The organism is Streptomyces sp. NPDC050287 (genome assembly GCF_044459385.1).
Lineage (GTDB): Bacteria > Actinomycetota > Actinomycetes > Streptomycetales > Streptomycetaceae > Streptomyces.
The window spans coordinates 23,956-47,342 of sequence record NZ_JBITIY010000013.1; the positions used below are offsets into that span (position 1 = coordinate 23,956).

Genomic DNA, 23,387 nt, shown 5'->3' on the forward strand with positions numbered 1-23,387 from the left:
CACTTCCTTGTTCTTCCGGCTCCTCGCCGGTCTCTGATGGTTACTCGGGAACTGTAAGAGAGTGGCCGCTGACATGGAAGAACGCACTTTTCGGTGACCGAGGCACCTGCCGGTGACCACGAGCACGGCTCCCTCAGCCGAACATGTCTTCTCCGGAGGCGCTGAGGCCCTCCACCGCCTGCGCGTGCTCCTTGGGGTACATCTCCGCGCCGGGTACGGCGAGCGCCGTCCGGAACTGAGCCCTCGCTTCGGCGAATTTGCCCGCCGCGCGGCAGGTGCGGCCCAGTCGGCAGCGGATGTCCATCTCCCGGCGGCCGTAGTCGGGATCGGCGAGTGGGGGCAGAGTCCGGTGCTGCGCGAGAGCCTGCTGATAGAGGGCCGCGGCGGCGCTCAGGTTTCCCGCGCTGTGCTCCGCGGTGCCGAGCCGGGCCAGGGTGAGCGTGTGCAGAAGGACGTCCCCGGTCTGCTGAATGAGGTCTGCCACCCGGCGGAGCAGAGTCCCGGCCCCGGGGTGGTCGGGGTAGACGTGGAGGTGGAGGTCGAGGTTGGAGGTCAGGGCTCTGCTGATCGCGCGAGGGCGGCCGGTCGCCATGCCGCGGGCATGCGCGACGCGGAAGCAGGCCAGCGCCTCCTCGTCCCGCCCCTGGCTGTGGCGGACCAGGCCGAGGGCGAAGGACCCCATCGCGACGAGCCAGTGATCCTCGCACCGCTGAGCCAGTTCCAGGCCGGCGCTGAGATGGGAGGCCCCACGTTCGCCCCGGTCCGTGCTCAGCCCGGTGGTTCCCAGACCGATCATGGTTCCCAGCCCGATCAGGGCTCGGGCCTCTTCGTGCCGGTCCGCGCGTTCGCGGCTGAGGTCGAGCGTGTGGCTGAGGCAGGTGAACGCCTCCTGGAACCGGGCCCGGTGCATGAGGGTGAGACCCAGGGAGTTCCGCAGTGCGAGGACCATCCGCCGGTCGGTGGCCCGGTCCGCGTGCGCGAGCGCGATCTCGATGGCGGTCTGGCACTCGTGGTAGCGGCCCCGGCCGAGAAAGTGGTCTGTCAGCGCCTCGGCGATCCAGCAGGCGTGGTCGGCTTCGTCGGCCGCCGCGGCGTGACCGACGACGTCCACGAGCTCTCCGCCGGCCGCGTCCAGCCAGACCGCCGCGTCCCTCCAGTCCGTGAACGGTGCTCCGTCGGGTTGCGGGCCGGTCGGAAAACCGCCGTAGCCCCATTCGCTGGCGACCCGGCCCGCGTCCAGATAGAGGCGGAAGGCAGCCGTGCGTGCCGTGCCGGCTTCAGCGGGCGCGGCTTCGGCCAGCCGCCGGGCATGGACCCGAACCAGGTCGTGCAACCGGTAGCGGCCCGGACGTGGCTGCTGCAGCAGACTCGTGTCGACCAGACTTTCCAGGATCTGCTCGGCGTCGCGGGGCGACCAGCCCAGCATGGCCGCCGGTGTCCGCAGGTCGAACTCGACCGTCGGCGCCAGGCCCAGCACACGGAACCCTTGCTGCTGTGTCGCTGAGAGCTGGTCGTACGACAGCCGGAAGGCCGCCTCCACGCTGCGGTCCCCGGCGCTCAGCTCACCGAGACGGTCCTTGTCGTCCGCCATGCGGTCCACCAGGTACGCCAATGTCCACGCGGGGCGGGTCTGCAGCCGCGTACCGGCGATGCGCAGTGCCAGGGGCAGTCCGTCGCACATCCGGACCAACTCCCGCGTCGCCTCGGGCTCGTGGTCCGTGCGCTCCTGCCCGACGATGTGCCGGAGCAGGGACGTGGCGTCGCCGGTGCCGAGGGTTTCCAGGGTGACCCGTCGATCGGCGTCCAGTCCCGCCAGCCGCTGTCGACCGGCCACGATCACCCTGCTGCCCGGCCCGGCGGGCAGCAGCGGCCGTATCTGCTGTGTATCCAGGGCATCGTCCAGCACGAGAAGCAGTCGCAGGGAACTGGTCACCGCGCGCCAGACGGTCATGAGCTCGTCGAGGTCGTCCAGCACCTCGCTGCCGTCCGCGCCGACGGAGCGCAACAATCGCCGTAACACGCGTTGCGGCGAGAGCTTTTGACGCTCCGTGCTGTACGCGTGCAGTTCGACGAACAGGCAGCCGTCCGGGTAGTGACCGCGGATCCGATGGGCCGCGCGTACGACGAGGGCGGTTTTGCCGACCCCGGCCGGACCGTCCACCGCCACGACGGAGACGGAGTCCGGCGAAGAGGGCGCCGCCAACAGCGCCAGCTCGTCCTCACGCCCGATGAGCTGCCCGGTGTCGCCCGGCAGCTGATTGATCGTGGGGCGGGGCCGTGACCGGTCAGGAAGAGCGGCTGAGCGCCTCGCCGTCGGACCGACGAGAAGGGCGTCGTCCTGGCGCAGCACCGCCTCGTACACCCGGCGGAGTTCCTCACCGGGATCGACGCCGAGCTCGTCGCGCAGCCGTACGCGCATGTCTTCATAGCTGTTCAGCGCCTCCGCCTGGCGCTCACAGCCGTACAGGGCTCTCATCCGCAACGCCAGCAGCGACTCGTCGTACTGATCCGACTCGGGCAGGCAGGCCAGGTCGTCCAGGGCATCGGCGAACCTGCCGAGCAGAACCAGGCATTCGAGCCGGGCCGTCCTGAGCGTTCGCCGACGCTCCAGCAGCCGCTCCCGCTCGGCCTGCGCGAACGGTCCGGGCACGTTGGCCAAGGGCTCGCCCTGGAACAGTGCGAGCGCCGCGGACAACCGGTCCGTCGCGGTGGCCAGATCGCCGGACGCCTTTGTGTGCAGCGCCTCATCGCCTCGCTCGGCCAGGTCCGACAGATCGAGCCGGACGTCGTCGGCGACGAAGCGGTACCAGCCCTTGCCGCTGCGGATCACCGACTCCGTGTGCCGGGTGCCTTCGGAGTCGAGTGTCCTGCGCAGCGGGTTGACGTGACTGGCCAGCACTTTGTTTCCCGATGCGGGTGGCTCCGACCCCCACACCCCGTCGAGCAGTTGCTCATGGCTCACCACAGCCCCCTGGCGGAGCAGCAACGCGGCCAGCACGGCCTGCCGCTTGAGAGGCCCCAGCTCCAGGGGTACTTCGCCCCGCCAGGACCGTAACGGACCGAGCACCTCGATCCGAAGCCGCTGAGGAGATGTCCCGCCCACCCCGAGCCCCCGCTTCCGTGCTTCATCGGAATTTCATCAGCATTGCAGCACCTCAGGCCATGGTGACGGACGCGACATCGCACAACCCGCACAACTTGAGGGGGACCGAGTGACCGAAGTGGAGTTGGTGGCCACCGCGTTGGCCACAGGGACGGCGGCCGGACTCACGGGCTCCGCATGCGGAACCGTCCACGACCTTCACACCGAGCTGAGAGAGGCGGTACGCCGACGATTGGGCGGGGGCGGCGCACACAGCGGGAGAGGTGCACCCAGCGGGGACGGCGGCAACGGCGGTGTCAGCCGCTACGGCGGTGTCGGCGGCAACGGCGGTGTCGGCCGCTACGGCAGTGCCGGCGGCTACGGCGTCCGGGTGCTGGACGCGTACGAGACGGACCCCGACGTCTGGCGGACCCGGCTGCTCCAAGTCCTGACGGATTCCGGGGTGGAGCAGGACGAGGAGGTCCTCGCCGCGGCCCGCGCCGTGATCCGCGCGGAGCGCCGGACGGGGCACGTCATCGTGGGGGCCGACATCGGCGGACGGGCGAACTCCCGTTCCCCGTCGGACAGTCCATGACGACGTGTTGTCCGACGATCATGATCCGGCAAGTGAGACCACACCCCGACAGCCCCTGAGCCGGAGGGGCGCGCGGGGAGTGCGTAGGGGGCGCATGCGAAGAGTGTCGAAGCGCTTCCGGCAACCTATTGTGACCCCGCCCACACCGCGGGTACCCTTCACTTCCCTTTCTCCGCATCCCTTCCGCAACTTCCTTCGCAGTACGCCAAGTTGGCCAGGAGTCAGTGTCGTCTCGTGGCGCGATCCGTCAGGATGACCAGGGGAGTTCCTCATGACCGCACCTCTCGACAGCCCCGGATTCCCGAACGACCAGGCCACCGACTTCGTGCGGGAGTTCCAGACGACTGTGGCCCCCAGGTACGAGAACCGGGCGAAGCTGGAGACGAGTCCGCCGTTGTTCCTCCTGCGCGTGCCGCAGGCGTCGTACCAGAGTGGCGTGAACCGCGTCGTAGCGGCCCTGGCCGGGGCGCTCAGCCAGCGCGTGCCTTACGCCCAGCTGCCCGCCGGGACCAGGGACGACGCCGGCTCTGCCAGGGCGGCCCCCGACTCCACTCTGCTCTCCGTGGATGCCGGGAGACAGCTGTTCCGCAGTGCTCCGGAGAACATGACGCCCGACCGCTTCCCGCAGTTCAACGTCATGTGCGGCCTTGTCGAGTACGTCAGGTCCAACCCGGGCAAGTGGGCGGCCACCACCGATGACATGGAAGCGGCGCTGCGGAAGGACGCCGGTGAGCGACGGGCCCAGCGGGGCGGTCTGCTGGCGTTCACAAGGATGCAGGGCCCGGCCGACGGGGGCGGCATTGCCAGCTTCCTGACGAAGCTCAGCTGGCTGTCGTTCGTCCAGTTGCTGCCCCGGCGGGTCTGGGCCAACCGCATCTCCCGCACAGTCGTGCGGAGCTGGCTCGGCGCGGAGCGGGTGGCGCAGGGCAGCAAGAACCTGTTCCGGGTGATGGACCAGGTGGCCGCGGTGCGTTCCGTGCAGCTCGTGGACGACCCTGCCGACGAGGAGGCGCTGCAGGAGTTCGACTGGCTCGTCCTGCGGGCCCTCCTGGAGGACCTGCGCAGACCCGCGATCGGGCGGATTCTGCCCGGCAGGCGCCGTCGGACCTGCCGCCCGGTCCTGCTCGTGAGGATCCCTCCGGCGGGAGAGCCCGGCGCCCGGGCCGCGGAGCGCTTTCTGCGCTCCCTGTACCGGGCCCAGGGCACGGTCAAGCCGCCGGGCCCGCTCGTCATCGCCGTGGGCGTGCCCTCCGACACCCTGCTGGCCGATCTGGGCAATCCGTCCGAGAGTACGTTTCCGGATGCGAGCGTGCGGCTCGCCGAGAACGCCTCCGCCGGCGAACCCCCGGTCCTGGTCACCATCTTGGAAGGAGCCCTCGCGGCGCGCGGCGTACCCGTCCCGCCCGTGAACCTACGGACGTTCAGATTCAGCCGGTATGTCCCGACCTCGATCGCGAGCGGGGTGACCGTCCTGGCCCTGCTCGCGTTGGGGCTGACGCTCCCGCCCGTCTTCGCCGCTGCCCGCCACTGCCTCGGCGGCACCGGGTCTGTGGCGGAGTCCGCCCCCGCGCAGCCGATACAGGTGGATACCGTCGGCTGGTACCAGGCGGCCGTGCGGACCATCGCGCAGCAGAACAAGCGGGTCGCGCAGTACGCCGGCCAGGGCCGGACCGTGCGGACCGTCGTCGCCTTCGTGTCCGCCCCGCCGAAGACCGACGCCGAGACGCGTTTCGACGGCACGATCCCGGAGCTGCGCGGCATCGCTATGTGGCAGGAGAGGCTGAACAAGGAGGCTGCCGCGGACGACTCCCTGATACCCCTGCGCGTGGACGTACGCCAGGCCGGGGTCGCCTTCCGCGACGCCGAGAGCGAGGCGAGGAAACTCGTCGCGGAGATGGCGCACGAGAAGAGCGTTCCGGCGCGCGAGCGGGTCGTCGGCGTCCTCGCCTTCGCGCAGAGCCGGAACGAGACCCGGGCCGCCCTCCGGGTGCTCGGCGAGGCGGGCATCCCCACGATCGGCACCACCGCGACCGCCGACGAGATGCTCTCCGGCCCGGCCACCCGGACCTACTGGCCGTCCACGCCGCTCAACTCGCGCGAGGCCGGCATCGAGGCGGACTTCGCGTACACGGAGAACATCGTGACCGAGCCGGGTGCCGAGGACGTCTGCACCCCGGCCCGGCACGCGATCGTGATCGAGAGTTCCGTGGACCTGTACAGCCACAGCCTCGCCGGCCAGTTCGTCAACGCGTTCAAGGGCACGCACGAGGTGTTCGACTTCAATCAGGAGGGCGACTTCGGCCCCGCTCCGCTGAGCGGCGCCGTCAGCCAGCCCGATGCCGGCCAGTTGGCGCGGGCGCTGTGCGACGCGCTCAAGAACAAGCCGGACTCGGTTGTGTACTGGTCGGCTCGGGCCAAGGACTTCACCGCACTCATCAACTCCATGGACGCCGCCGGGACATGCACCGCGCGCGACCTGACCGTGCTCGGCGGCAACGAGCTGACCAACGTGGCGCAGACCGGGGCCTTCGCCAAGAAGGACTGGCTGCGCCTGTACTACTCCGCGCACCGGCTGCCCGCCGACGCTCCGGGCGCGAGCGAAAGGACCCGGCAGTTCGTGGCCGAGTACGACGCCTATGTGGAGGCCACCACCGAGGGCACGGACCCCTGGCGGCAGGACGGGCACTCGGCGGTCTCGTACGACGCCTTCCACGTCCTGTCGCAGGCGGTACGCGAGGCCGGACTGCACGACCCGGACATCGACCGCAAGTCCGTCCTGCTGGTCCTCGGCAGCGGCATCGCCTTCGACGGAGCGACGGGATACGTCTCCTACGACGGCGCCAACGCCCCGCCCCACGACAAGACCCTCGTCCTGCTTCGCCAGTCGGGGAACCTCCCGGAGGCCGTCCTTGCCTGCGGCGCCTACCGTCAGGACGAGTCGAGCGAGGCTCAGGGGCCGCCCTGCACGGCCTGATCAGCGGAGTGTGCGTGTCCCGAGACCGTTCGAACGAGGGCCCTGTCAGGCGGGCGCACCCGCGGGCGGCTGCTGGGTGGCGCAGTAACGGCACTTGCTCGCCGCCTCGGGGATGTCCTCGGCCAGACAGGCCGGGCAGGTCTTCACCGGCCGCGGGTCCCCGAACACGGTGACACCCCGGCGAGCCTCGGAATGCTTGTACGGCACAACGATCAGGAAGTACACGACGGCCATGAAGATGAGGAAGTAGATCAGCGCCGAGATGAACTGCCCGAGGTCGAGGTACGTCGCGTCGTTCCCCTCCTTCCCGAGTTGCCAGCCCAGTCCGGCGGAGCCACCGCCCTGGAACCGGGCGACGATCGGGTTGATGACGAAGTCGGTGAACGCTTTGATCAGAGTGGAGAAGGCCAGCGCGGTGACCAGACCGACGGCGATCACGATGACGTCGCCGCGCATCAGGAAGTTCTTGAAGCCCTTGAGCACGTTTTCTTTCCCTTTTCCGGAGACGGGAGTGCTCAGCACGCTAAGGGCGGACTCGCCGCGGGGATGACGAGCCACGGCCGGAAGCACCCGGACGGCGGCCTCTATGTCCGGGCCGTGGGTGATCAGCGGTTCTGCTGGTCGACCGCTGTTGCCGCTTCTGGAGGAATGGGGTCAGGAAGCCGGACCGTCGAGGCCGAGGCGGATCACGGCGAGTGCATCGGCGATCTCGACGGTCATCTCGTCGTCGGGGCCGAACACCATGCACATGTCCTGGTGGAGCGGTTCGAGGACCTGTCGGGCTTCCGCGGCCCGGCCCTGGGCGAGCAGCAGCATCCCGATGTTGTGCCGCAGCTCCACGGCTTCCTCGCTCACGTCGCTGTCGACGGCCCGCACGACGTTCAGCACGCCCTGCAGCGCGGCGAGCGCGTCGGTGACCTGGCCGAGTTCGGCCCGGCACCGGGCCGCCTGGGCGCGGCAGGCGCGGGCCTGCTCACCGGTGGCTCCGGCGATGCGGGCGTACGCGTCGGCGAGGGCGTCGAACTCGGGCAGGGCGGCCCGGAAGTCGCCCCCGAGGAGGCGGATCGCCGCTCGCCGCCGGCGCAGCGCCAGGACCTGCTTGCTCTCGGAACCGAGGGCGGGGGCCGCGGGTTCGATGACCTCGCCGAGCACCTCGGCGGCCTGCGCGAACCGCTCCTCCTCCAGCAGGGCGTCGGAGTGGGCGTACGCCGCCTTGATGTCCTCGCGCAACTGGGCGGGGACGGGCACCGGCTGGGGCCCCGGGAGGACGGCTGTCGGCGTCGAACCACCGGGTGCGGGGGCCTGGGCGCGGGCGTGGGGCGCGAAAGGCTGACGGAACACGCCCGTCGGGTCGGGGGCGCCGGCCGGCCCGGCATCGGCCGCGCCGGGCTCCTGGCCTACCTGCGGGAGGAACGGCAGCAGCCGCGCGTACACCTCCTGCGTGTCGGCGGGCCGTGCCTCGGGCGCCTTGCGCAGCAGGTGCAGGACCAGCTCCTCCAGCTCCTCGGGGACGTCGGGCCGCAACTGCCGCAGTGGGGTGGGGGCGGCGTTGACGTGCTGGTACATCAGCAGGTATTCGTTCTCCGCCTCGAACACGACACGTCCGCCGAGGAGTTCGTGCAGCACACAGCCCAGCGCGTACAGATCGGTCTGCGGGGTGATACGTCCGCCGCGGACCTGCTCCGGCGACATGTACTGGTGGGTGCCGATGGGGCTGCCGGTGGCGGTCAGTTTGGTGACGTCGGTCCGCAGAATCGCCGCGATGCCGAAGTCGAGTACCTTCACGGTGCCGTCACGGGCGACGAGGATGTTGCCCGGCTTGAGGTCCCGGTGGATCACCGGCACGTCGTGCGCGTACGACAGCACGGTCGCGACCTGCGCGGCGACGGCGGCCGCCCAGCTGACCGGCAGTGGCCGGCCGGGGTCGAGGTAGGTGGACAGCGGTACGCCGTCGACGAGCTCCATCACCAGGAACAGCCGCTCGTACGACGCGTCGAGCACCGCGTCGTACACCTGCGGCACGCCGGGGTGCTGGATGCGCGCGGTGATGCGGGCCTCGCGACGGAAGCGTTTGGCGAACTCCTCGGCCAGCCGCGGGGAGGTGACCGACGCCTGCCGGATGAGCTTCACGGCGACGGGCCGGTCGAGGACGGCGTCGTAACCGCGCCACACGTCGCCCATGCCGCCGTGGCTGAGCTCCTCCAGGAGTTCGTAACGGTCGGAGATCGCCTCCTGCGGCACCTTGCCCCCGGTGTGCGTGATGAACAGTCACGGTCTGGGGTCAAGTGTGACCGCTGTGTCGATCTGCCGTCCAGGGCTCGCGGTGCGACATGGATTTGTGGGCGGCTGTCAATGGACGACGGGCAGGGTGCGGCGGCCCGTCAGCCTCCCGCCGGCGGGACGTACTCCGCGCAGACGTGTGGCTCCGGAAGGGCTCAGAGATCGTCCGGCCACAGACGGAACGCCGTGTGCCCGGTCAGCGGGCGCACCATTCGGAAGTGCCGGCGATCGAGGGTCAGGATCGAATCCGTGAGGTACTCGGAGGCCATGATCACGTTCATGGTGTCGGTGATGCCGATCTGCGGATACCGCAGCATGGTCACCAAAGCGGTGGAAAGGTGCGGCTCGATCTCGGGCACCGCATACCGCCGTGCGGCGACACGGTCGCGAACGTGGGCGAGTGCCCCGTGCGCGGCCTCGGGGCCGATCCGCGAACTCAGCAGATGGTCGAGCTCCGCCAACACCAGCGGCGACACCACCACGTGGGCGGCGGCGGCCACTGCTTCGCGGCACCGCTGGTGCTCCGAGTCGCTTCCGTCGTAGTACGCGTACAGCCCTGATGTGTCGGCGATCAGAACGGTCACGCGCCGAAGCCCCGCAGATAGTCGTTGCGTCCCGCGTCCCAGTCCACGGCCGAACCACTGTGGAACACCGGAGCCTCATCGTCCGGGCCCATGGGGTCCGTCGGGTACGGGGCGACGCCCTGGTCGCCCACCGGGGCCAGTACGGCCACGGGCCGTCCGTTCTTGGTCACCGTGATGCGCTCGCCACGTTCGGCAGCGGCGAGGATCCTTGAGGCGTTTTGGTTGAACTCACGCGCGGTCGTCTCCATGTAGTACACGGTACTACCTCCCGTCGGTGAACGCTGCGGCGAAGTTTGGGGTGGGTGACGGGTGGGAGGGTGCTGTGGCTGGTCAACCTCTGCCCGGCAGGACGTACTCCGCCCAGACCGTCTTGCCGGGGCCGTCCCGGCGCGGGTGCCAGGCCCAGCGGTCGGCGAGGTGCTCCACCAGGAGCAGGCCGCGGCCGGTGTCGCGGAGGTCCGTGGGCGTCGCTGCGACCGGTACGCCTTCGGTACGGGTGTCGGTGACCTCGATCCGTACGGTCGTGGCGTCGTAGGCCAACGCGAGGTGGAAGTCGCGGCCGGGGACCCGGCCGTGCCGGACGGCGTTGGCGGCGAGCTCGGCGACGATCAGCGTCAGCGCGTGGTGCGCGTCGCAGTCGTAGGGGATGCCCCACGCGTCGAGCCGCTGCCCGGCAAGCCGCCGGGCGAGCCGCGCGCCGCGCGGGGTGGAGCTGAACCGCATCGCGAAGTGCCCTGTGGGGCTGACGGGTTGCCCGATACGAGAAGGAGCGGCGATCTCATTGTTCATGCCCTCAACGCTTCCGGCAGTGGCGTAGCGTGACCAGTGGTGACGCGCCGTCGCGTGCCGGTTGTACGCGACGGGGCGGGAGGTGTACGAGGCGCGCCGCGTGACCGGCTCGGGGTGGGCGCGTTGGGCCGGGGAACTGGGCCGGGGAGGCGGTGGAGCCGATGGGGTCGGTGGAGCAGGGCGAGGCCGAGGGAGCGCGGGAAGACGCCGGGCCGAGGCCGGAGGACGAGCCGGGATCCGGCGTGGTCACGGCGTTCGGGCGGCAGTTGAAGCTGTTGCGGGTACGGGCCGGCCTGGAACGGTCGGAGTTCGGGAAACTCACGGGCTACGCGGCCCAGTCGATCGCGTCCTTCGAGCAGGGGCGGCGGATTCCCCCGCCGAGGTTCATCGACCGCGCGGACGAGGTGCTGGACGCCAGGGGCGTGCTGAAGGCACTGAAGGAGGAGGTGGGGCGGGCGCAGTATCCGGCGTTCTTCCGGGACGCGGCGCGGTTGGAGGCAGGCGCGGTCGGCCTGTGCGTGTACGCGACGCATGCTGTGCCTGGCCTGCTGCAGACAGAGGAGTATGCGAGGGCTGTTTTCCGCATGCAGCGCCCGCTACTCGATGACGACGTCATTGAACAGCGTCTGGAGGCTCGGATGGTGCGGCAAGTCATCTTCACTCGTCGGCCGGCACCGCTGCTGAGCTTCATCATCGAGGAAGTGGTGCTGCGCAAGCCAATCGGTGGACGTGCGGTACTCCGAGGGCAGTTGGAGCAGATCCTGCTCGTAGGGCAGAACCGCAACGTGGAGATTCAGGTGATGCCAACCGAGCGAGAAGACCATGCAGGGCTGGGCGGACCCTTCAATCTGATCGACACTGCCGAAGGGCGACGCATCGCGTACACCGAGGTACAGGACGACAGCCGCCTGTACACCAGCACCGGAAAGATCCGTGAGCTCGAAGCCCGGTATGGCATTCTCCGGTCACAGGCACTCACCCCGTGTGAGTCGCTGGCCTTCATCGAGGAACTGCTGGGAGAGAAATGAGTGTTCAGCACACCGAGTCGACTGTGCCGGTGTCGGCCTGGTTCACGAGTAGCTACAGCAGCGGCGGGGGTGGTGAGTGTGTCGAGATCGCAGCCGCCGTCGACGGCATACACATCCGCGACTCGAAGGTCCGATCCGGACCGGTTCTGATGGTCGCCCCCGAGGCGTGGTCCGGGCTCGTCCGGCTGGCCGCCGACCAGACCGTCTGAGCCGTACATTCGTACCCCCGTGGGGCCCAGTCGCACAGGCGGCTGGGCCCCAAGTCTTGCAGGGATCAGATCCAGGTCACTTGGCGAACGTATACGCATTCAGGTTCGGGGCGCGGGACCAGCTCCGTGCCGTGGTCCGGCTGTGTGCTCACGATGTCCTCCAAAGGGTGCCCCGGCCAGCATGTCCAGCCAGGGCGTACGCATCAGACGTCGTCGTCCAGACCCTCCTCGCGGCGGATCATCCGCCAGGCGGCCTTGCGGGCGCTGCGGTCCAGGCTGGACTTGAAGCCCTTGTCGGGGCCGAAGTACTGGCGGCCCATGCCCGCGATGGTGTCGATGTGGTCGGCCATCTTGTCCGCGAAGACGTTGTCGAAGACGAGGCCGAAGTTGTCCTCGTCGTTGACGACGGCCGCCGCCCGCACCTTGGGGTCGGCCTTGGCCTCCTCGAAGGGCCGGATGACGTCCTGCTCGGTGAACTCCGTGCCGAAGCGTTCGTTGAACTTGTCGATCAGCTGCGAGAGCAGCGACTTCTCCGCTTCCTTCGCGCCGCCCGAGCCGTCGCCGAAGCCCTGCATTGTCGTCGGACCCTCCGCCGTGAGGGAGACGTCGTACTCGCCCGTCTTCTCCACCCGCATATGGCTGAGGTCGACCTCACCTATGTCCACGCCGCCGTCCGCGCGGCGTGGCAGGCGGTTGAGGAGGTAGCGGCCGTAGAGGTGCAGCCGCTCCAGTTCGGCGTCCTGGTAGGGGACGATCTGCGCGAGGAAGCCGTACTTCCTGACGTAGTCGTTGAGGTCGGCGCGGAAGCCCTCCGCCGTCTCCTGGTCGTCCTCGTCCTCGCTTTCGAGGAAGTGCGTGAAGCGGGCGACGGCGGGGGAGAGCAGCCGGTACAGCTCGGCGTGCAGCTTCTCCCACTTCGACTGCGAGCCTGCCGCCTTCTCCTTGGCGGCGAAGTACGCGGCGGCGAACTCGTCCATCTCCTGCCCGGACAGGATCGATGCCTGCATGACCCGGCTCTGCGCGGTGTAGAGCAGGTTGGGGTCGGAGGGGAGGGTGTGCGCCTCCTCGAAGTACGGGCGGAAGGACTCCTGTATGTCCTCGGCGTCGTTGACGAAGTCCAGGACCGCCAGGTCGGCCTGGGTCTTGCGCTCGGCGGTCCGGTTCAGCCGGGACAGGGTCTGGACGGCGGAGATGCCGGTCAGCGGCTTGTTGACGTACATCGTGGTCAGCAGCGGCTGGTCGAACCCGGTCTGGTACTTCTCCGCCACGACCAGGATCCTGTACTCGCGCTGGCCCGCACCGCCGGCTCGGGCGGCCTTGTCGTCGGCGCGCGTGTACGCGAACGCCTTCGGCAGCGCGCTCTCCGACAGCCCGCCGTTCTCCTTCGGCTCGGTGGTCTCCTCGCCGTCGATCGTGAGCGAGCCGGAGAAGGCGACCAGGACACCCAGGTCGGGGTACTTGGTGTCGTAGTCCCGGTCCTTGATGTAGCTCTTGATCGCGCGCGCCATCTGCACGGCGGACTGCCGGGAGCGGGTCACCACCATGGACTTGGCCCGGCCGCCCATGCGGCCCCGGCTGTGCGCGACGAAGTGCTCCACGATCACCTGGGCGTGCTGGGCGACGGTCGAGTCATGGGTCAGCGCGTACCGGGCGAGCAGGGAATTCGCCTTCGACGGGTCGACCTCCCGCTCGTCGGGGTTCTGGTTCACCAGCTTCCAGTACGTGTTGTACGTGACGTAGTTGCGCAGCGGGTCGAGGATGAAGCCCTCCTCGATCGCCTGCCGCATGGAGTACGTGTGGAAGGGCCGGTACGTCGCCTTGCCGTCGATGTCCTGCAGCGTGCCGAAGAGTTCGAGGGTCTTGGCCTTCGGCGTGGCGGTGAACGCGAAGTAGGAGAGGTTCGCGGCGCGGGAACGCTGCTCGGCTCTCTTCTTGAGCTGCTCGTCGAGGGTTGCGGCGTCGGCCTTGACCGTGGTCGCGCCCGCGTCCTCCGAGTCGGAGTCCAGGCCGAGATCACGCAGGGCGGCCCGTACGGCGGTGGCGGCGTCGCCCGACTGAGAGGAGTGCGCCTCGTCCACGATGATCGCGAAGCTGCTGCCCTGGATCTCGGTGGGGTTGCGCTGGAGGTAGTCGAGCAGCGCCGGGAAGGAGTGCAGGGTGACGGTGACGATCTTGCCGGTGTCGCGGGAGAGAGCCTTGGCCAACTGCTCGCCCTTCGCCCCGTGCTTCTCGTCGATCTTCACGACAAGACCTGCGGTCTGCTCGAAATTGCCGACCGTTTCCCGGAGTTGGGCGTCCAGGTTGCGGCGGTCGGTGATGACGATGACCTTGTCGAAGACGGGCACGCCGGGCTTGAGGCCCTTGGTTATGGCCTCGGGGTCGAGTTCTCGGGGGTCGGTGGAGGTGTGCAGGTCACTGAGGCGGTGCGCGAGCCAGCCGATGGTGTTCGACTTGCCCGAGCCGGCCGAGGCCATGACCAGGTAGTCGTGTCCCGCGCCGTGCGTGGCGGCGTGCGCGGTGAGCTTCTTGACCGCGTCCCACTGCTGGAACCGCGGGAAGACCATCGTCTTCGTCGTGCCGCCGCCGGGCGTCTTGCTCTTGTGCAGGTGCACGAACCGCTGGAGCAGGTCCAGCCAGTTGTCCGGCTGCCAGACCTGCTCCCAGAGGTAGGAGGTCGCGTACGTGCCGTAGGCGGTGGGGGCCGGGTTTCCGGCGCCGCCCGGCTGACCGGGGCCGTTGGAGCCGGTGTTGAACGGGAGGAAGCGGGTCTTCTCGCCCTTGAGCTGAGTGGCGACGAAGACCAGGTCCGGGTCCACGGCGAAGTTCGCGACGACCCGGCGCGTGAAGATCAGCTCGGTGGGGTCGCGGTCGGTCCGGTACTGCTCCTTGGCCTGCTCCACCCCCTGCTTGGTCAGCGGGTTCTTCAACTCGGCCGTGGCAACCGGGATTCCGTTGAGGAAGAGGACGAGGTCGAGCCGGTTGCCCCAGTCGGCCTGCTTCGTCGCGTACGCGAGTTCCCGGACGACGGTGAGGCGGTTGGCCCGGTATCCGTCCAGCACGGAGTCGTGGGCGACGAGGTTGGGCTTGAAGTAGGCGACGCGGAGGAGGACGCCGCGGTCCTTGACGCCGTTGCGGAGGACATCGAGGAGCCCGTTGGTGGCGATGGCCTGGTCGAGACGGCCGGCGAACCCACGCTGCGCTTCGTTCGGGTCGCCGCCGTAGACGGTGAGCAGCTCGGTCCACTCGTCGGGTTGGGTCGCCCCGATGAAGGTGAACAACTCGTTGGTGTCCAGACCGAGATCGGCCCGGTAATCCTGCGGGCTGGCCTCGCGCCAACCGCGCTCGACCATGGCGGCGACGATGGCGTCACCGAAAGCGGACTCCGTGTGGATCGGGCTCATGGCTACGCGCTCACTCCGTCCGTTACGTTGCGTCCGCTGGCGCTGGAGACGTCGAACTGGCCGGTTACGGCGGCGGTGATCAGTGCCTGGCGGCGTTGAGCGAGGAGAGCAAGCTGCCGCTTTGCGAGCTTGGCGAGGCGGAGACTCTGTGCCCTTCCAGCCTCAATTTCTGCCACGAGTTCGTCTTGCTGTGTACGTGGCGGACAGTAAATGCGCAGCTTCAGGCAATCTCCAACACGCATGTGCGCATGCAACGAACCTGCGCCGAGGAGCCGCAATTGCCTGTCCATGTGTGATCCCAAGAAGTTGTAGAGCAACAGCTCCTTCTTGATTACATTTTCATTTGCCCGATAGAGTACGATGCGCTGCCCCAGGAAGACCGAGGTGTCCGTGCGCAACATGCCTACTTGCCCGAGTGGGGCTTCGCGTGTGAAGAGGATGTCTCCGTTTCGGGGGGTGCCGCGACGATTCCACTCGATGAAGACTCGACGCTCCACGGAGAAAGTCTCGGACAGATCCACTTCTCCGTTCCGAATATTGGATGTTCGGATCATTTTATACGGCGTCACCTCCGTCGATGTCGGGGCTGTCTTGTTCACGCAGTCCACAATTGCGCTACAGACAGCAGATGCCGGGACGGAAAATTCCGCGGAGAGCCCGGTCAAAGTTTTGTCGATTACTGCTCGCGCCCGTTCAACCGCCAAATCTGACAACTTTTGGTAACTATCGGCCAAGCGGTTGATGCGGGCGGTCTCTGCGTCGAGGAAGCCGGCGATGCGGCGCTGCTCCTCCAGTGGCGGCGTTGGAATTGGCAAACGCGCAAATGTTTCCCAGCTGCGAAAGTCGACTGAACGCTGTCGCACCGTACCCGCCTGCAGCTCCAAAAAACCGGAATGCGCCATGGCTCGCAGAGCATAGGAAACGAATCCGGGGTCGCTCCTACCATTTGGGGAACATACATGGTAGACGGGTGAGCACTTACCTTTCGAATCGGACACTCCAACGGCACCGGCAAATCCATCAAGGGCGTGGAAAACAAGGTCGCCGACTTCAACGCCTTGATATCCTTGCTCCTTGTCCGAGAATGTGTAGCCATCCTCTCGTCGATGCGACCGAAGCGTCACTTGCCCGTCTCGATATGCCGTAACTACCCCTTGATCAGTCGAGGGCTTTCGGTTCTCCTTCGAAAGGAGTCGACGCAAGGGGTGAATCGCCCAGCCGCCAGGAAGTTCGTTGCTGTCGATCATCCCGCAACCTTCCCCAGCAGAACCTGAATCTCAGCCTCCAGTGACTTCAACTCCGCATCGATCTCCGCCAACGGCCTCGGCGGCTGATACACGTAGAAGTGCCGCGTAAACGGGATTTCATACCCGATCTTCGTCTTCGTATGGTCGATCCACGCGTCCGGCACGTGTGGCAGCACCTCACGCTTCAGATACTCCTCGACGTCCTCCCCCAGCGGAACGTTCTCGAAGTCCCGCAGGTCCGCATCCGGCTCCGGCGTGCCCTTGATCTTCTGGACCTCGCCCTCCGGGTCCCGGACGCCGATCGTCTCCCGTACCGCCTTAGCGAACGGCGCTCCCGACGGCCACGTCAGCCCGGCCGCGACCACGGCGTCCTTGAGGGCGATGAAAGCATCGGACTTCGTCGTCCAGGACGAGCCGAGCAACGTACGCACAGCCGCGACGAACTCCTCACTCCGCTCCAGCTTCGCGACCGGCTTGGCCTCCGCCAGCGCCGCCAACGTCTCCTCCGTGACCTCGAAGCGGAGCTTCAGGGGGCGTTCGACGGTGATGCGCTGGTAGCCGAAGTCCTCGTTCCAGAAGACCTTGACCTTGCCGTGCAGAGCGTGTTCGGGGTCGCCCGCGACCTGCAGCGCCTCCGCGTACAGCCGGGTGATGTCGCCGATGTGGTCGGGACGGCCGTTCGTCCCGTCGCCGAGTTCCTTGCGCTTGTCGCCGAGTGACTTGCGCATCTTCTGCCACTGGTCGCGCGCGTCGAGCAGGACGACCTTGCCCTTGTGGTCGGCGTCCTTGCGGTTGGTCAGGATCCAGAAGTACGTCGAGATGCCGGTGTTGTAGAAGAGCTGGTCCGGCAGGGCGACGATCGCCTCCAGCCAGTCGTTCTCCAGGATCCAACGTCGGATCTCCGACTCACCAGACCCCGCCGCGCCGCTGAACAGCGGGGAGCCGTTGAAGACGATGGCGATGCGGGAGCCGCCCCCGCCGTTCACGTCCACCGGCTTCATCTTCGAGATCATGTGCTGGAGGAAGAGCAGCGAGCCGTCGTTGATGCGCGGCAGGCCCGCGCCGAAGCGGCCGGCGTCGCCGAGCGACTTGTGCTCGTACTCGACTTCGTCCTTGACCTTCTTCCACTCCACGCCGAACGGCGGGTTGGCGAGGAGGTAGTCGAACCTGCGGCGGGCGTGGCCGTCGTCGGAGAACGAGTTGCCGAAGCGGATGTTCTCCGGGTCCTGACCCTTGATCATGAGGTCGGACCGGCAGATCGCCCAGGACTCGGGGTTGAGTTCTTGCCCGTACACCTCGACCGTCGCGTCCGGGTTGAGGGCCTTGATGCGGTCGTCCGCGGCGCTGAGCATGCCGCCCGTGCCGCAGGCCGGGTCCATGACCGTGCGGACGACACCCGGCAGGCTGAGTGCGTCCGCGTCGGGCGCCACCAGCAGGTTGACCATCAGCTTGATGACCTCGCGCGGGGTGAAGTGCTCACCCGCGGTCTCGTTCGACTGCTCGGCGAAGCGGCGGATCAACTCCTCGAAGATGTAGCCCATGTTGTGGTTGGGCACGACGTCGGGGTGCAGGTCGAGGTCGGTGAACCTGCCGATGACCTGGTAGAGCAGGTTCGCGCTGTCGAGCTTCCTGACCTGCTGGTTGAACTCGTACTTGTCGAGGACCTCGCGGGCGTTGTCGGAGAAGGCGCCGACGTAGATCTGCAGGTTCTTCGCCGCGTTCTGCGGGTCGGCCGCGATCTTCCGCAGCGTGAGGTCGCTCTTGTTGTAGAACGAGTGGCCCGAGGCCTTGCGCAGGAAGTGGTCGGTGTCGATCTCCTGGCCCGCGAACTTGGCGACGGTCTCGACGACCTTGTCGCGCGTCGGCTCCAGGACGCACTCAAGGCGGCGCAGCACGGTGAACGGCAGGATGACCTTGCCGTAGTCGGACTGCTTGTAGTCGCCGCGCAGGAGATCGGCGACGGACCAGGCGTGGTTCGCCAACTCCGTGTGCTTGCTGCTGTTCAAGAGGTCCCGGCTTCCTTTCGAAGAGCGCCGTCCGGGCGGGGACGGCAGGGATCCAGTGTGGTCGTGTGCGGTGGGACGTGTGGGGCGTTTCAGGCGGAATTGTGGTCTGGAGTGTCCGGGCTGTTTGGGGCGTCCGGCGGCAGGAGTACGCCGGCGGTGAGACCGGTGGTGAGGGTGGCCGCGGTGTCGGCGGCGAGGTCGGCGGTCCGGCGGACGGCCGCGCGCAGCTCGTACACGCGGCGGAAGGCCTCCCCGTAGCGCCGCTGTTCCTCCAGGGGCAGCAGTGGTACGCGCAGGCGGCCCGGTGTGACGTGCACGAGGGTGGAACCGGTGGACGCGGAGGCGATGTTGTCCTCGGCGCCGAGGAATCCGGCCAGGAACCACGGGTCGAGGCGGGCCGGGTCGGGGCGCAGGAGGTGGATGTGCGGACCGAGCAGGGCTCCGGCGTCCCGCTCGTCCGCGACCCGGGTCATCGCGGCCCCGTCGCCGCCGCCCGCGACGGCGCGTACGAGGACGTCCCCGGCGGCGACCGGCTGCGTGGCGTCGGCGGGGACGTCAACCGGCCCGCCGGACGGGGGATTTGCGGCGGAGATGTCCTGGGCCGTGATGACCGGCCGGTCCATGGTGGGGGTGGCGCCGCCCTTGGAGCCTCGGGTGCCGGGCGTCGCCGCCCGCAGCACGGTCAGGGCCCCGCCGCGTGCCAGGTCGGAGACGGTTGCCGTACGCCACTCGCGAGCCGAGGCCCCGGACGGCCGCCATCCGCCGGACGCGGAGGCGGCTGTCAGGGCGGCGACCTGCTCGGCCAGTCGACCGTGCAGGTCGTGGACGCGGCGGGCCAGGGCGGCCGGGTCGATGTCGGCCGCGGTCACCCGCACATGGCGGGCCGGGGTGACGTCGACGACGTCGTCGAGGAGGTCGACGAGCGGCACCGCGCGGGCGACGCCGGGCTCGTCGGCGTAGGCGTCGGAGGCGGTGGTGAACGTGGACCACTGGGCGAGGACCCGGTCGGTCAGCCCCGCCCAGTCGAAGGAGGAGGCGGAGGGCGACGAGGCGGGGGCGGAGGAGGCGGCGGAAGAGGACAAGCCGGATCGGCGGGGGCGTGAGCCGCCGCGGGTGCCGGCGCCGGCCGTGGCCGTGTCGGTGGCGGACGGCGTGCCCGCGGCTCCGTCCCGCTGCTCGCTCTCCCCGTCGACGAACAGCACCGTCGTACGGTCCGGGCCGCCCGGCTCGGGGCGTCGGAACACCCAGATCTGCAGGCCGATGTGGAGCGGATACGCGGCACGCGCCGGGAGCGAGACGACGGCGCGCAGGGCCCCGCTGCGGATGAGTTCCGCGCGGATGCGGCGGGCGGAGGAGCGGAAGGCGAGCGCGGGCGGCAGCAGCATGACCGCGTAACCGCCGGGTTCCAGGTGCGCGAGAGCGTGCTGCACCCAGGCCAGTTCGGATTCGAAGCGCGGCGGGAGCCCGTACGCCCACCTCGGGTCGTAGGCCAGCTCGTCGTGACCCCAGTCGCGGTCGGCGAACGGCGGGTTGCACAGGACGGCGTCCACGGTGACGTCGGGGAAGGCGTCGGCGCGCAGGCTGTCACCGACGCGGATCGCCGTCTCGGCCTCGGGTGCGGCGAGCAACAGCCGGACCGCGGTGCGCCGGCCCTGGACGGGGAGCGAGTCCTGCCCGTACAGCTCCCGTGCGCCCTGCCGGGCGGCGGCGGCGAGGAGCGTGCCGCTGCCGCAGGCGGGGTCGAGGACGCGGGACGCGCCGGCGGGCAGGAGCCGTGCCATGAGCCGGGCCAGGCCCTCCGGGGTCTGGTAGACGCCGCTGACGGCGCCCTCGTCCAGTTCGCGCTCGGCGAGGACGTCCACGGCGGCCTGTGCCCCCGCCTCACGGACGCAACCCAGCAGCGCGCGGACCGCGCCCACGTCGTCCGGACCGTAGCGGACCGGCTCGGCCTCGGGTACGGCGACCGGGAGCTCGCCCGCGGTCTTCTCCGCCTGGGCGATCAGCTGGTCGTCGGGCACGGCGGCGAGGTCTGCCAGCTCCTTCGGCGTGCGCCGGGACGCGGCAGCCACCAGCGGGAACAGTCGCGCGGCCACACCCGAGCCGGGTCCCAGCAGCCGTAGCGCCGTGCGCAGTTCCTCGGTCGGCGAGGCGGTGGAGGTGTGCCCGCGTCCCCGCAGCCAAGCCTGGACGGCCGGCAGGTCGTAGAGCGGGCTGGTCTCCGTGCCCGCGCTGGGGGCCGGGAAGTCGTCGTGGCGGCGGCGCCAGTTGCTGACGGTGGCGCGCGTGACCCCTGCGATGCGGGAGATCTCGGCGGCCGTCACATACGCGGAGGGCGCCGGCTGGGCTGGTGGCTGCTGGGGCATGGCGTGGGGTTCCGCACCTCTCGGGCCAGTCGGACAGTGGATGGTTAACACCGTACAGCGGTCGTCAAGTCCGTCAATCCGTTTGACAGTGCTTTCAGTGACGTGCTTATCTGATCCTGCTTCCGAGTGGAAGCGGCTGCCGGGTCACCGCGCTGAGGACCCTCGTCGCCGTACCGCTCCGCGCATCCGATCTCTACGCACCCCTGCCGATCACTTCCATCGCAACGCCACAGGCGGGGTCGCTCCCGGCCCGCGTCCATCCCGCGTCCATCCCGCGTCACGGTCGCCACTCGCCACTCGCCGCACCTCGCGCTCGCAACAGGAGGAACCCAGATGACCACCCAGCCCCCGCAGCAGCCCGGCTTCCCGCAGCAGTCCGGCTATCCGCAGCAGCCGGGCTGTCCGCCGCCTCCCTTGCCGCAGAAGAAGCGGTCCAAGGCCAAGCTGGGCTGCCTCGGTTGCGGTGGCGTCCTGGCGGCCGCGCTCGTCATCGGTGGTATCGCGGCCGCGGTGGGGTCCGGCTCGGGCGACTCCTCGTCCAGTGCCGCGAACTCCGCCGCGTCTGCCGGCTCCTCCAAGGCGACCGGCTCCTCGAAGAACGACGGCTCCTCGAAGACAGACGGCTCGTCCAAGACCGACGACTCCTCCAAGACCGCCGCGCCCCGGCAGTCCACCGTCGACGCCTTCAAGGCGTACGTGAAGAAGCACGAGTCCGCGAAGACGCGGGAGGCCGCGGCGCATGTCACCAAGGTCCAGGGCGCCGACGAGAACAACGACATCTTGGACACGGCTGACATCTACACGGACTACACCGGGGACCTGGCCAGCGCGGACACCGGTAACGCCAAGCTGCTCGCCTCGGCCTTCGCCGACTTCCAGGCCGGCCGGGGCAAGGCCAGCAAGAACGGCCTTGTCACCGTCTACAACGCCGGCGGCGACATCCTGAGCAACGGCAACTACTGACGTTGTAGCCGGAACCCACGCCGTCCCGCACCTGCCTGCCGGACCCGGCGGTTCCCCTCTCCCTGCCGCCGCCCGCGTCCCGCCGAAGTCGGCAACGGCGACAGACGGCCATACGGAGGGTCGCTCCGACCGGGCGCAACCGCCTCGCCTCCGGTCACGCCCCACCCGAACCACGCGCCGACCCGGAGCTGTTCATCACCGTCCACGGTCAGGTCCACCCACCTGGCGTCGCCGGCGCCTGACCTGCACGCCCCACCCGGTGGGCGTCACGCGCTGCTCACCTCCGCTCCCGCTGCCCCCCGAGGGCTACCTGCTCGGAAAGGAAGTCATCCATGACCATCACCGTCGACTCGTCGCGCCTCTCCCTGGTGCGTGAGGAGTCCACCTACCTGGCGATCCGCACCAGCCAGGGCGGCCGGACCGTCTACACGACGCGCATACCGCTGGCCGACCTCTCGGTCATCCTCACCATCCCGGACCCGGCCAAGCCGGACCCGGACAACCGCAAGGTGGACATCGCCCACGCCAAGGGCTTCGGCCAGTACCTCGCCGACAATCCCGGCTGGGTGGCTCCGGCCCTCCTCATCCGCGACACCGGCGGCTGCCGCTTCGAGCCGATCAGCGAAGACGGCTCGGTCGGCTACCTCACCGTCCCGTGGTCGATCGGCGGAATCGGACGCCTGATCACGATCGACGGCCAGCACCGCATTCTCGGCGTCCACCTGGAGAAGAAGCGCATCACGGACGAGGTCTCCCGCATCGACCGGGAGATCCACCGTGCCAACGAGGCCAGGAAGGCGAAGCTGGAGCAGGACCGCGAGGCTCTGATCGGCCGAATGCAGCGACTCAAGGACGAGTTCGTCGGCATCGACATCTACGTGGAGCCCGACGGCGTCCAGGGGCAGCAGATGTTCGTCGACGTCGCGGACAACGCCAAGGGCATCTCCGGTGCCGTCCGGGCCCGCTTCGACACCTCGCGCATCGCCAACCGCACGCTCAGCGACATCGTCACCCACCCCCTGTTCCTGGGCAAGATCGACATCGAGCGAGACCGGATGACCCTGACCAACCGCAACCTGATGGGCGCCAAGCACGTCGCCGACATCACGCGGGCCGTCATCGCCGGTCCCGGTGGCCGCGTCAGCAAGAAGGTCGAATCGCTGACCGACAACGAGGTCATTGAGAGCGTGCGCGGCTTCCTGGACGTCATCTCCATCGCCTTCACCGCGCTCGCCGAGATCACCGAGGAGGACGTGGACAACTACGACCCCTCGCTCTCCGACAAGAAGAAGAACGAGCCGCCGGCGCCCCCCACCAAGGCCATGGGGCTGCGCGAGTCCTCGCTCCTGGGCTCGGTGGGCATGCTCCGCGTCCTGGGCGGCGTCTACCGCAACCTGCGGGAGGCCGGAGCCGAGGACGGTGACGTCCAGGAGTTCTTCAAGCGGCTCGACCGGCACATGACCGCCCCGGTCACCGAGGACAGCATCTGGCGTACCACGGACGCGAACGAGGACTTCGAGCCGAACGCCTCCGCCCCGATCATGCGGCAGCAGAACGTCGTGCACCTGACCAAGGTGATCACGGACTGGTACAAGAAGGCCCCGGCCGCCATTTGACCGGCGAGCAATACCGGATTCCCGCCCCGTCTGGCGGATTCCCGAGGCGTGGCAACGCAGTGATGGCGCCTGGCACACTGCTTGCCCAGCGACGGTGCGGAGGACGAGTGCGCCCTCGCACGACAAGGGGGACGGGGCCACTCACGCCGCGGGGTATCGGCCGAAGAAATGCCGCGGGGTATTCGCCGAAGAAATCTCGAGCAGGGCTGTCGAATCCGGGCCGGCCGTTCGACGTAGGGGTGTCAGGCAA

16 protein-coding genes are annotated in these 23,387 nt (G+C 68.9%); 6 read left to right on the forward strand and 10 right to left on the reverse strand.

The genetic code is table 11. The features are described 5' to 3' along the window. Positions 1 to 133: 133 nt before the first annotated feature. Complete coding sequence (locus ACIBK3_RS35425; RefSeq protein ID WP_399371730.1) at positions 134 to 3,103, reverse strand: BTAD domain-containing putative transcriptional regulator; 2,970 nt, start codon at positions 3,101 to 3,103, stop codon at positions 134 to 136. Positions 3,104 to 3,212: 109 nt separating this feature from the next. Here ACIBK3_RS35425 and ACIBK3_RS35430 point away from each other — a divergent pair, with 109 nt between their 5' ends. Both ACIBK3_RS35430 and ACIBK3_RS35435 read left to right on the forward strand, forming a co-directional pair. Beyond that, positions 3,213 to 3,677 carry a hypothetical protein gene (locus tag ACIBK3_RS35430; protein WP_399371731.1) on the forward strand — a complete coding sequence of 155 codons (465 nt, stop codon included), beginning with the start codon at positions 3,213 to 3,215 and terminating at the stop codon, positions 3,675 to 3,677. Positions 3,678 to 3,948: 271 nt separating this feature from the next. Next, positions 3,949 to 6,651: an ABC transporter substrate-binding protein gene (locus ACIBK3_RS35435; protein ID WP_399371733.1), complete on the forward strand. Its 2,703-nt coding sequence runs from the start codon at positions 3,949 to 3,951 to the stop codon at positions 6,649 to 6,651. Between the two features lie 45 nt (positions 6,652 to 6,696). Here the strand turns inward: ACIBK3_RS35435 and ACIBK3_RS35440 are convergent, their stop codons facing one another. The 5 genes from ACIBK3_RS35440 to ACIBK3_RS35460 all read right to left on the reverse strand — a co-directional run bounded on the left by ACIBK3_RS35440 (position 6,697) and on the right by ACIBK3_RS35460 (position 10,304). Continuing rightward, positions 6,697 to 7,134 (reverse strand): MscL family protein, encoded by a 438-nt coding sequence (locus ACIBK3_RS35440; RefSeq protein WP_399371734.1) that lies wholly within the window; start codon positions 7,132 to 7,134, stop codon positions 6,697 to 6,699. 171 nt (positions 7,135 to 7,305) lie between these two features. Next, positions 7,306 to 8,892 carry a serine/threonine-protein kinase gene (locus ACIBK3_RS35445; protein WP_399371736.1) on the reverse strand — a complete coding sequence of 529 codons (1,587 nt, stop codon included), beginning with the start codon at positions 8,890 to 8,892 and terminating at the stop codon, positions 7,306 to 7,308. Positions 8,893 to 9,086: 194 nt separating this feature from the next. Next, positions 9,087 to 9,515 carry a PIN domain-containing protein gene (locus tag ACIBK3_RS35450; RefSeq protein WP_399371738.1) on the reverse strand — a complete coding sequence of 143 codons (429 nt, stop codon included), beginning with the start codon at positions 9,513 to 9,515 and terminating at the stop codon, positions 9,087 to 9,089. Continuing rightward, positions 9,512 to 9,763: a type II toxin-antitoxin system Phd/YefM family antitoxin gene (locus ACIBK3_RS35455; protein ID WP_399371740.1), complete on the reverse strand. Its 252-nt coding sequence runs from the start codon at positions 9,761 to 9,763 to the stop codon at positions 9,512 to 9,514. Before ACIBK3_RS35455 ends, ACIBK3_RS35450 begins: the two co-directional genes overlap by 4 nt. 82 nt (positions 9,764 to 9,845) lie before the next feature. After that, the gene (locus ACIBK3_RS35460) at positions 9,846 to 10,304 is read right to left on the reverse strand and encodes an ATP-binding protein (protein ID WP_399371742.1); all 459 of its coding nucleotides are present in this window, start codon (positions 10,302 to 10,304) and stop codon (positions 9,846 to 9,848) included. A gap of 161 nt (positions 10,305 to 10,465) precedes the next feature. Here ACIBK3_RS35460 and ACIBK3_RS35465 point away from each other — a divergent pair, with 161 nt between their 5' ends. Next, positions 10,466 to 11,332, forward strand: coding sequence for a helix-turn-helix domain-containing protein (locus ACIBK3_RS35465; protein ID WP_399371744.1), 867 nt, complete (start codon positions 10,466 to 10,468; stop codon positions 11,330 to 11,332). Beyond that, complete coding sequence (locus ACIBK3_RS35470) at positions 11,329 to 11,541, forward strand: DUF397 domain-containing protein (RefSeq protein ID WP_399371746.1); 213 nt, start codon at positions 11,329 to 11,331, stop codon at positions 11,539 to 11,541. The genes ACIBK3_RS35465 and ACIBK3_RS35470 overlap by 4 nt, the downstream gene beginning before the upstream one ends. A gap of 203 nt (positions 11,542 to 11,744) precedes the next feature. Here the strand turns inward: ACIBK3_RS35470 and ACIBK3_RS35475 are convergent, their stop codons facing one another. From ACIBK3_RS35475 to ACIBK3_RS35490, 4 genes are all read right to left on the reverse strand, one after another. Next, complete coding sequence (locus ACIBK3_RS35475; RefSeq protein WP_399371748.1) at positions 11,745 to 14,942, reverse strand: type I restriction endonuclease subunit R; 3,198 nt, start codon at positions 14,940 to 14,942, stop codon at positions 11,745 to 11,747. A gap of 2 nt (positions 14,943 to 14,944) precedes the next feature. Further along, complete coding sequence (locus tag ACIBK3_RS35480) at positions 14,945 to 16,189, reverse strand: hypothetical protein (RefSeq protein ID WP_399371750.1); 1,245 nt, start codon at positions 16,187 to 16,189, stop codon at positions 14,945 to 14,947. Further along, positions 16,186 to 18,195 carry an N-6 DNA methylase gene (locus tag ACIBK3_RS35485; RefSeq protein WP_399371752.1) on the reverse strand — a complete coding sequence of 670 codons (2,010 nt, stop codon included), beginning with the start codon at positions 18,193 to 18,195 and terminating at the stop codon, positions 16,186 to 16,188. The genes ACIBK3_RS35480 and ACIBK3_RS35485 overlap by 4 nt, the downstream gene beginning before the upstream one ends. 89 nt (positions 18,196 to 18,284) lie before the next feature. Next, positions 18,285 to 20,516: an N-6 DNA methylase gene (locus tag ACIBK3_RS35490; RefSeq protein WP_399372012.1), complete on the reverse strand. Its 2,232-nt coding sequence runs from the start codon at positions 20,514 to 20,516 to the stop codon at positions 18,285 to 18,287. Between the two features lie 375 nt (positions 20,517 to 20,891). Here ACIBK3_RS35490 and ACIBK3_RS35495 point away from each other — a divergent pair, with 375 nt between their 5' ends. Together ACIBK3_RS35495 and ACIBK3_RS35500 are read left to right on the forward strand one after the other, a co-directional pair. Then, the gene (locus ACIBK3_RS35495; protein WP_399371754.1) at positions 20,892 to 21,521 is read left to right on the forward strand and encodes a hypothetical protein; all 630 of its coding nucleotides are present in this window, start codon (positions 20,892 to 20,894) and stop codon (positions 21,519 to 21,521) included. A gap of 332 nt (positions 21,522 to 21,853) precedes the next feature. Further along, complete coding sequence (locus tag ACIBK3_RS35500; RefSeq protein ID WP_399371756.1) at positions 21,854 to 23,137, forward strand: DNA sulfur modification protein DndB; 1,284 nt, start codon at positions 21,854 to 21,856, stop codon at positions 23,135 to 23,137. Positions 23,138 to 23,387 lie beyond the last annotated feature (250 nt).

Coding starts and splice junctions, on each gene's coding strand:
- ACIBK3_RS35460 (WP_399371742.1), bottom strand. CDS start 10,304: ATGAACAATGAGATCGCCGCTCCTTCTCGTATCGGGCAACCCGTCAGC.
- ACIBK3_RS35495 (WP_399371754.1), top strand. CDS start 20,892: ATGACCACCCAGCCCCCGCAGCAGCCCGGCTTCCCGCAGCAGTCCGGC.
- ACIBK3_RS35465 (WP_399371744.1), top strand. CDS start 10,466: ATGGGGTCGGTGGAGCAGGGCGAGGCCGAGGGAGCGCGGGAAGACGCC.
- ACIBK3_RS35455 (WP_399371740.1), bottom strand. CDS start 9,763: ATGGAGACGACCGCGCGTGAGTTCAACCAAAACGCCTCAAGGATCCTC.
- ACIBK3_RS35475 (WP_399371748.1), bottom strand. CDS start 14,942: ATGAGCCCGATCCACACGGAGTCCGCTTTCGGTGACGCCATCGTCGCC.
- ACIBK3_RS35500 (WP_399371756.1), top strand. CDS start 21,854: ATGACCATCACCGTCGACTCGTCGCGCCTCTCCCTGGTGCGTGAGGAG.
- ACIBK3_RS35470 (WP_399371746.1), top strand. CDS start 11,329: ATGAGTGTTCAGCACACCGAGTCGACTGTGCCGGTGTCGGCCTGGTTC.
- ACIBK3_RS35480 (WP_399371750.1), bottom strand. CDS start 16,189: ATGATCGACAGCAACGAACTTCCTGGCGGCTGGGCGATTCACCCCTTG.
- ACIBK3_RS35435 (WP_399371733.1), top strand. CDS start 3,949: ATGACCGCACCTCTCGACAGCCCCGGATTCCCGAACGACCAGGCCACC.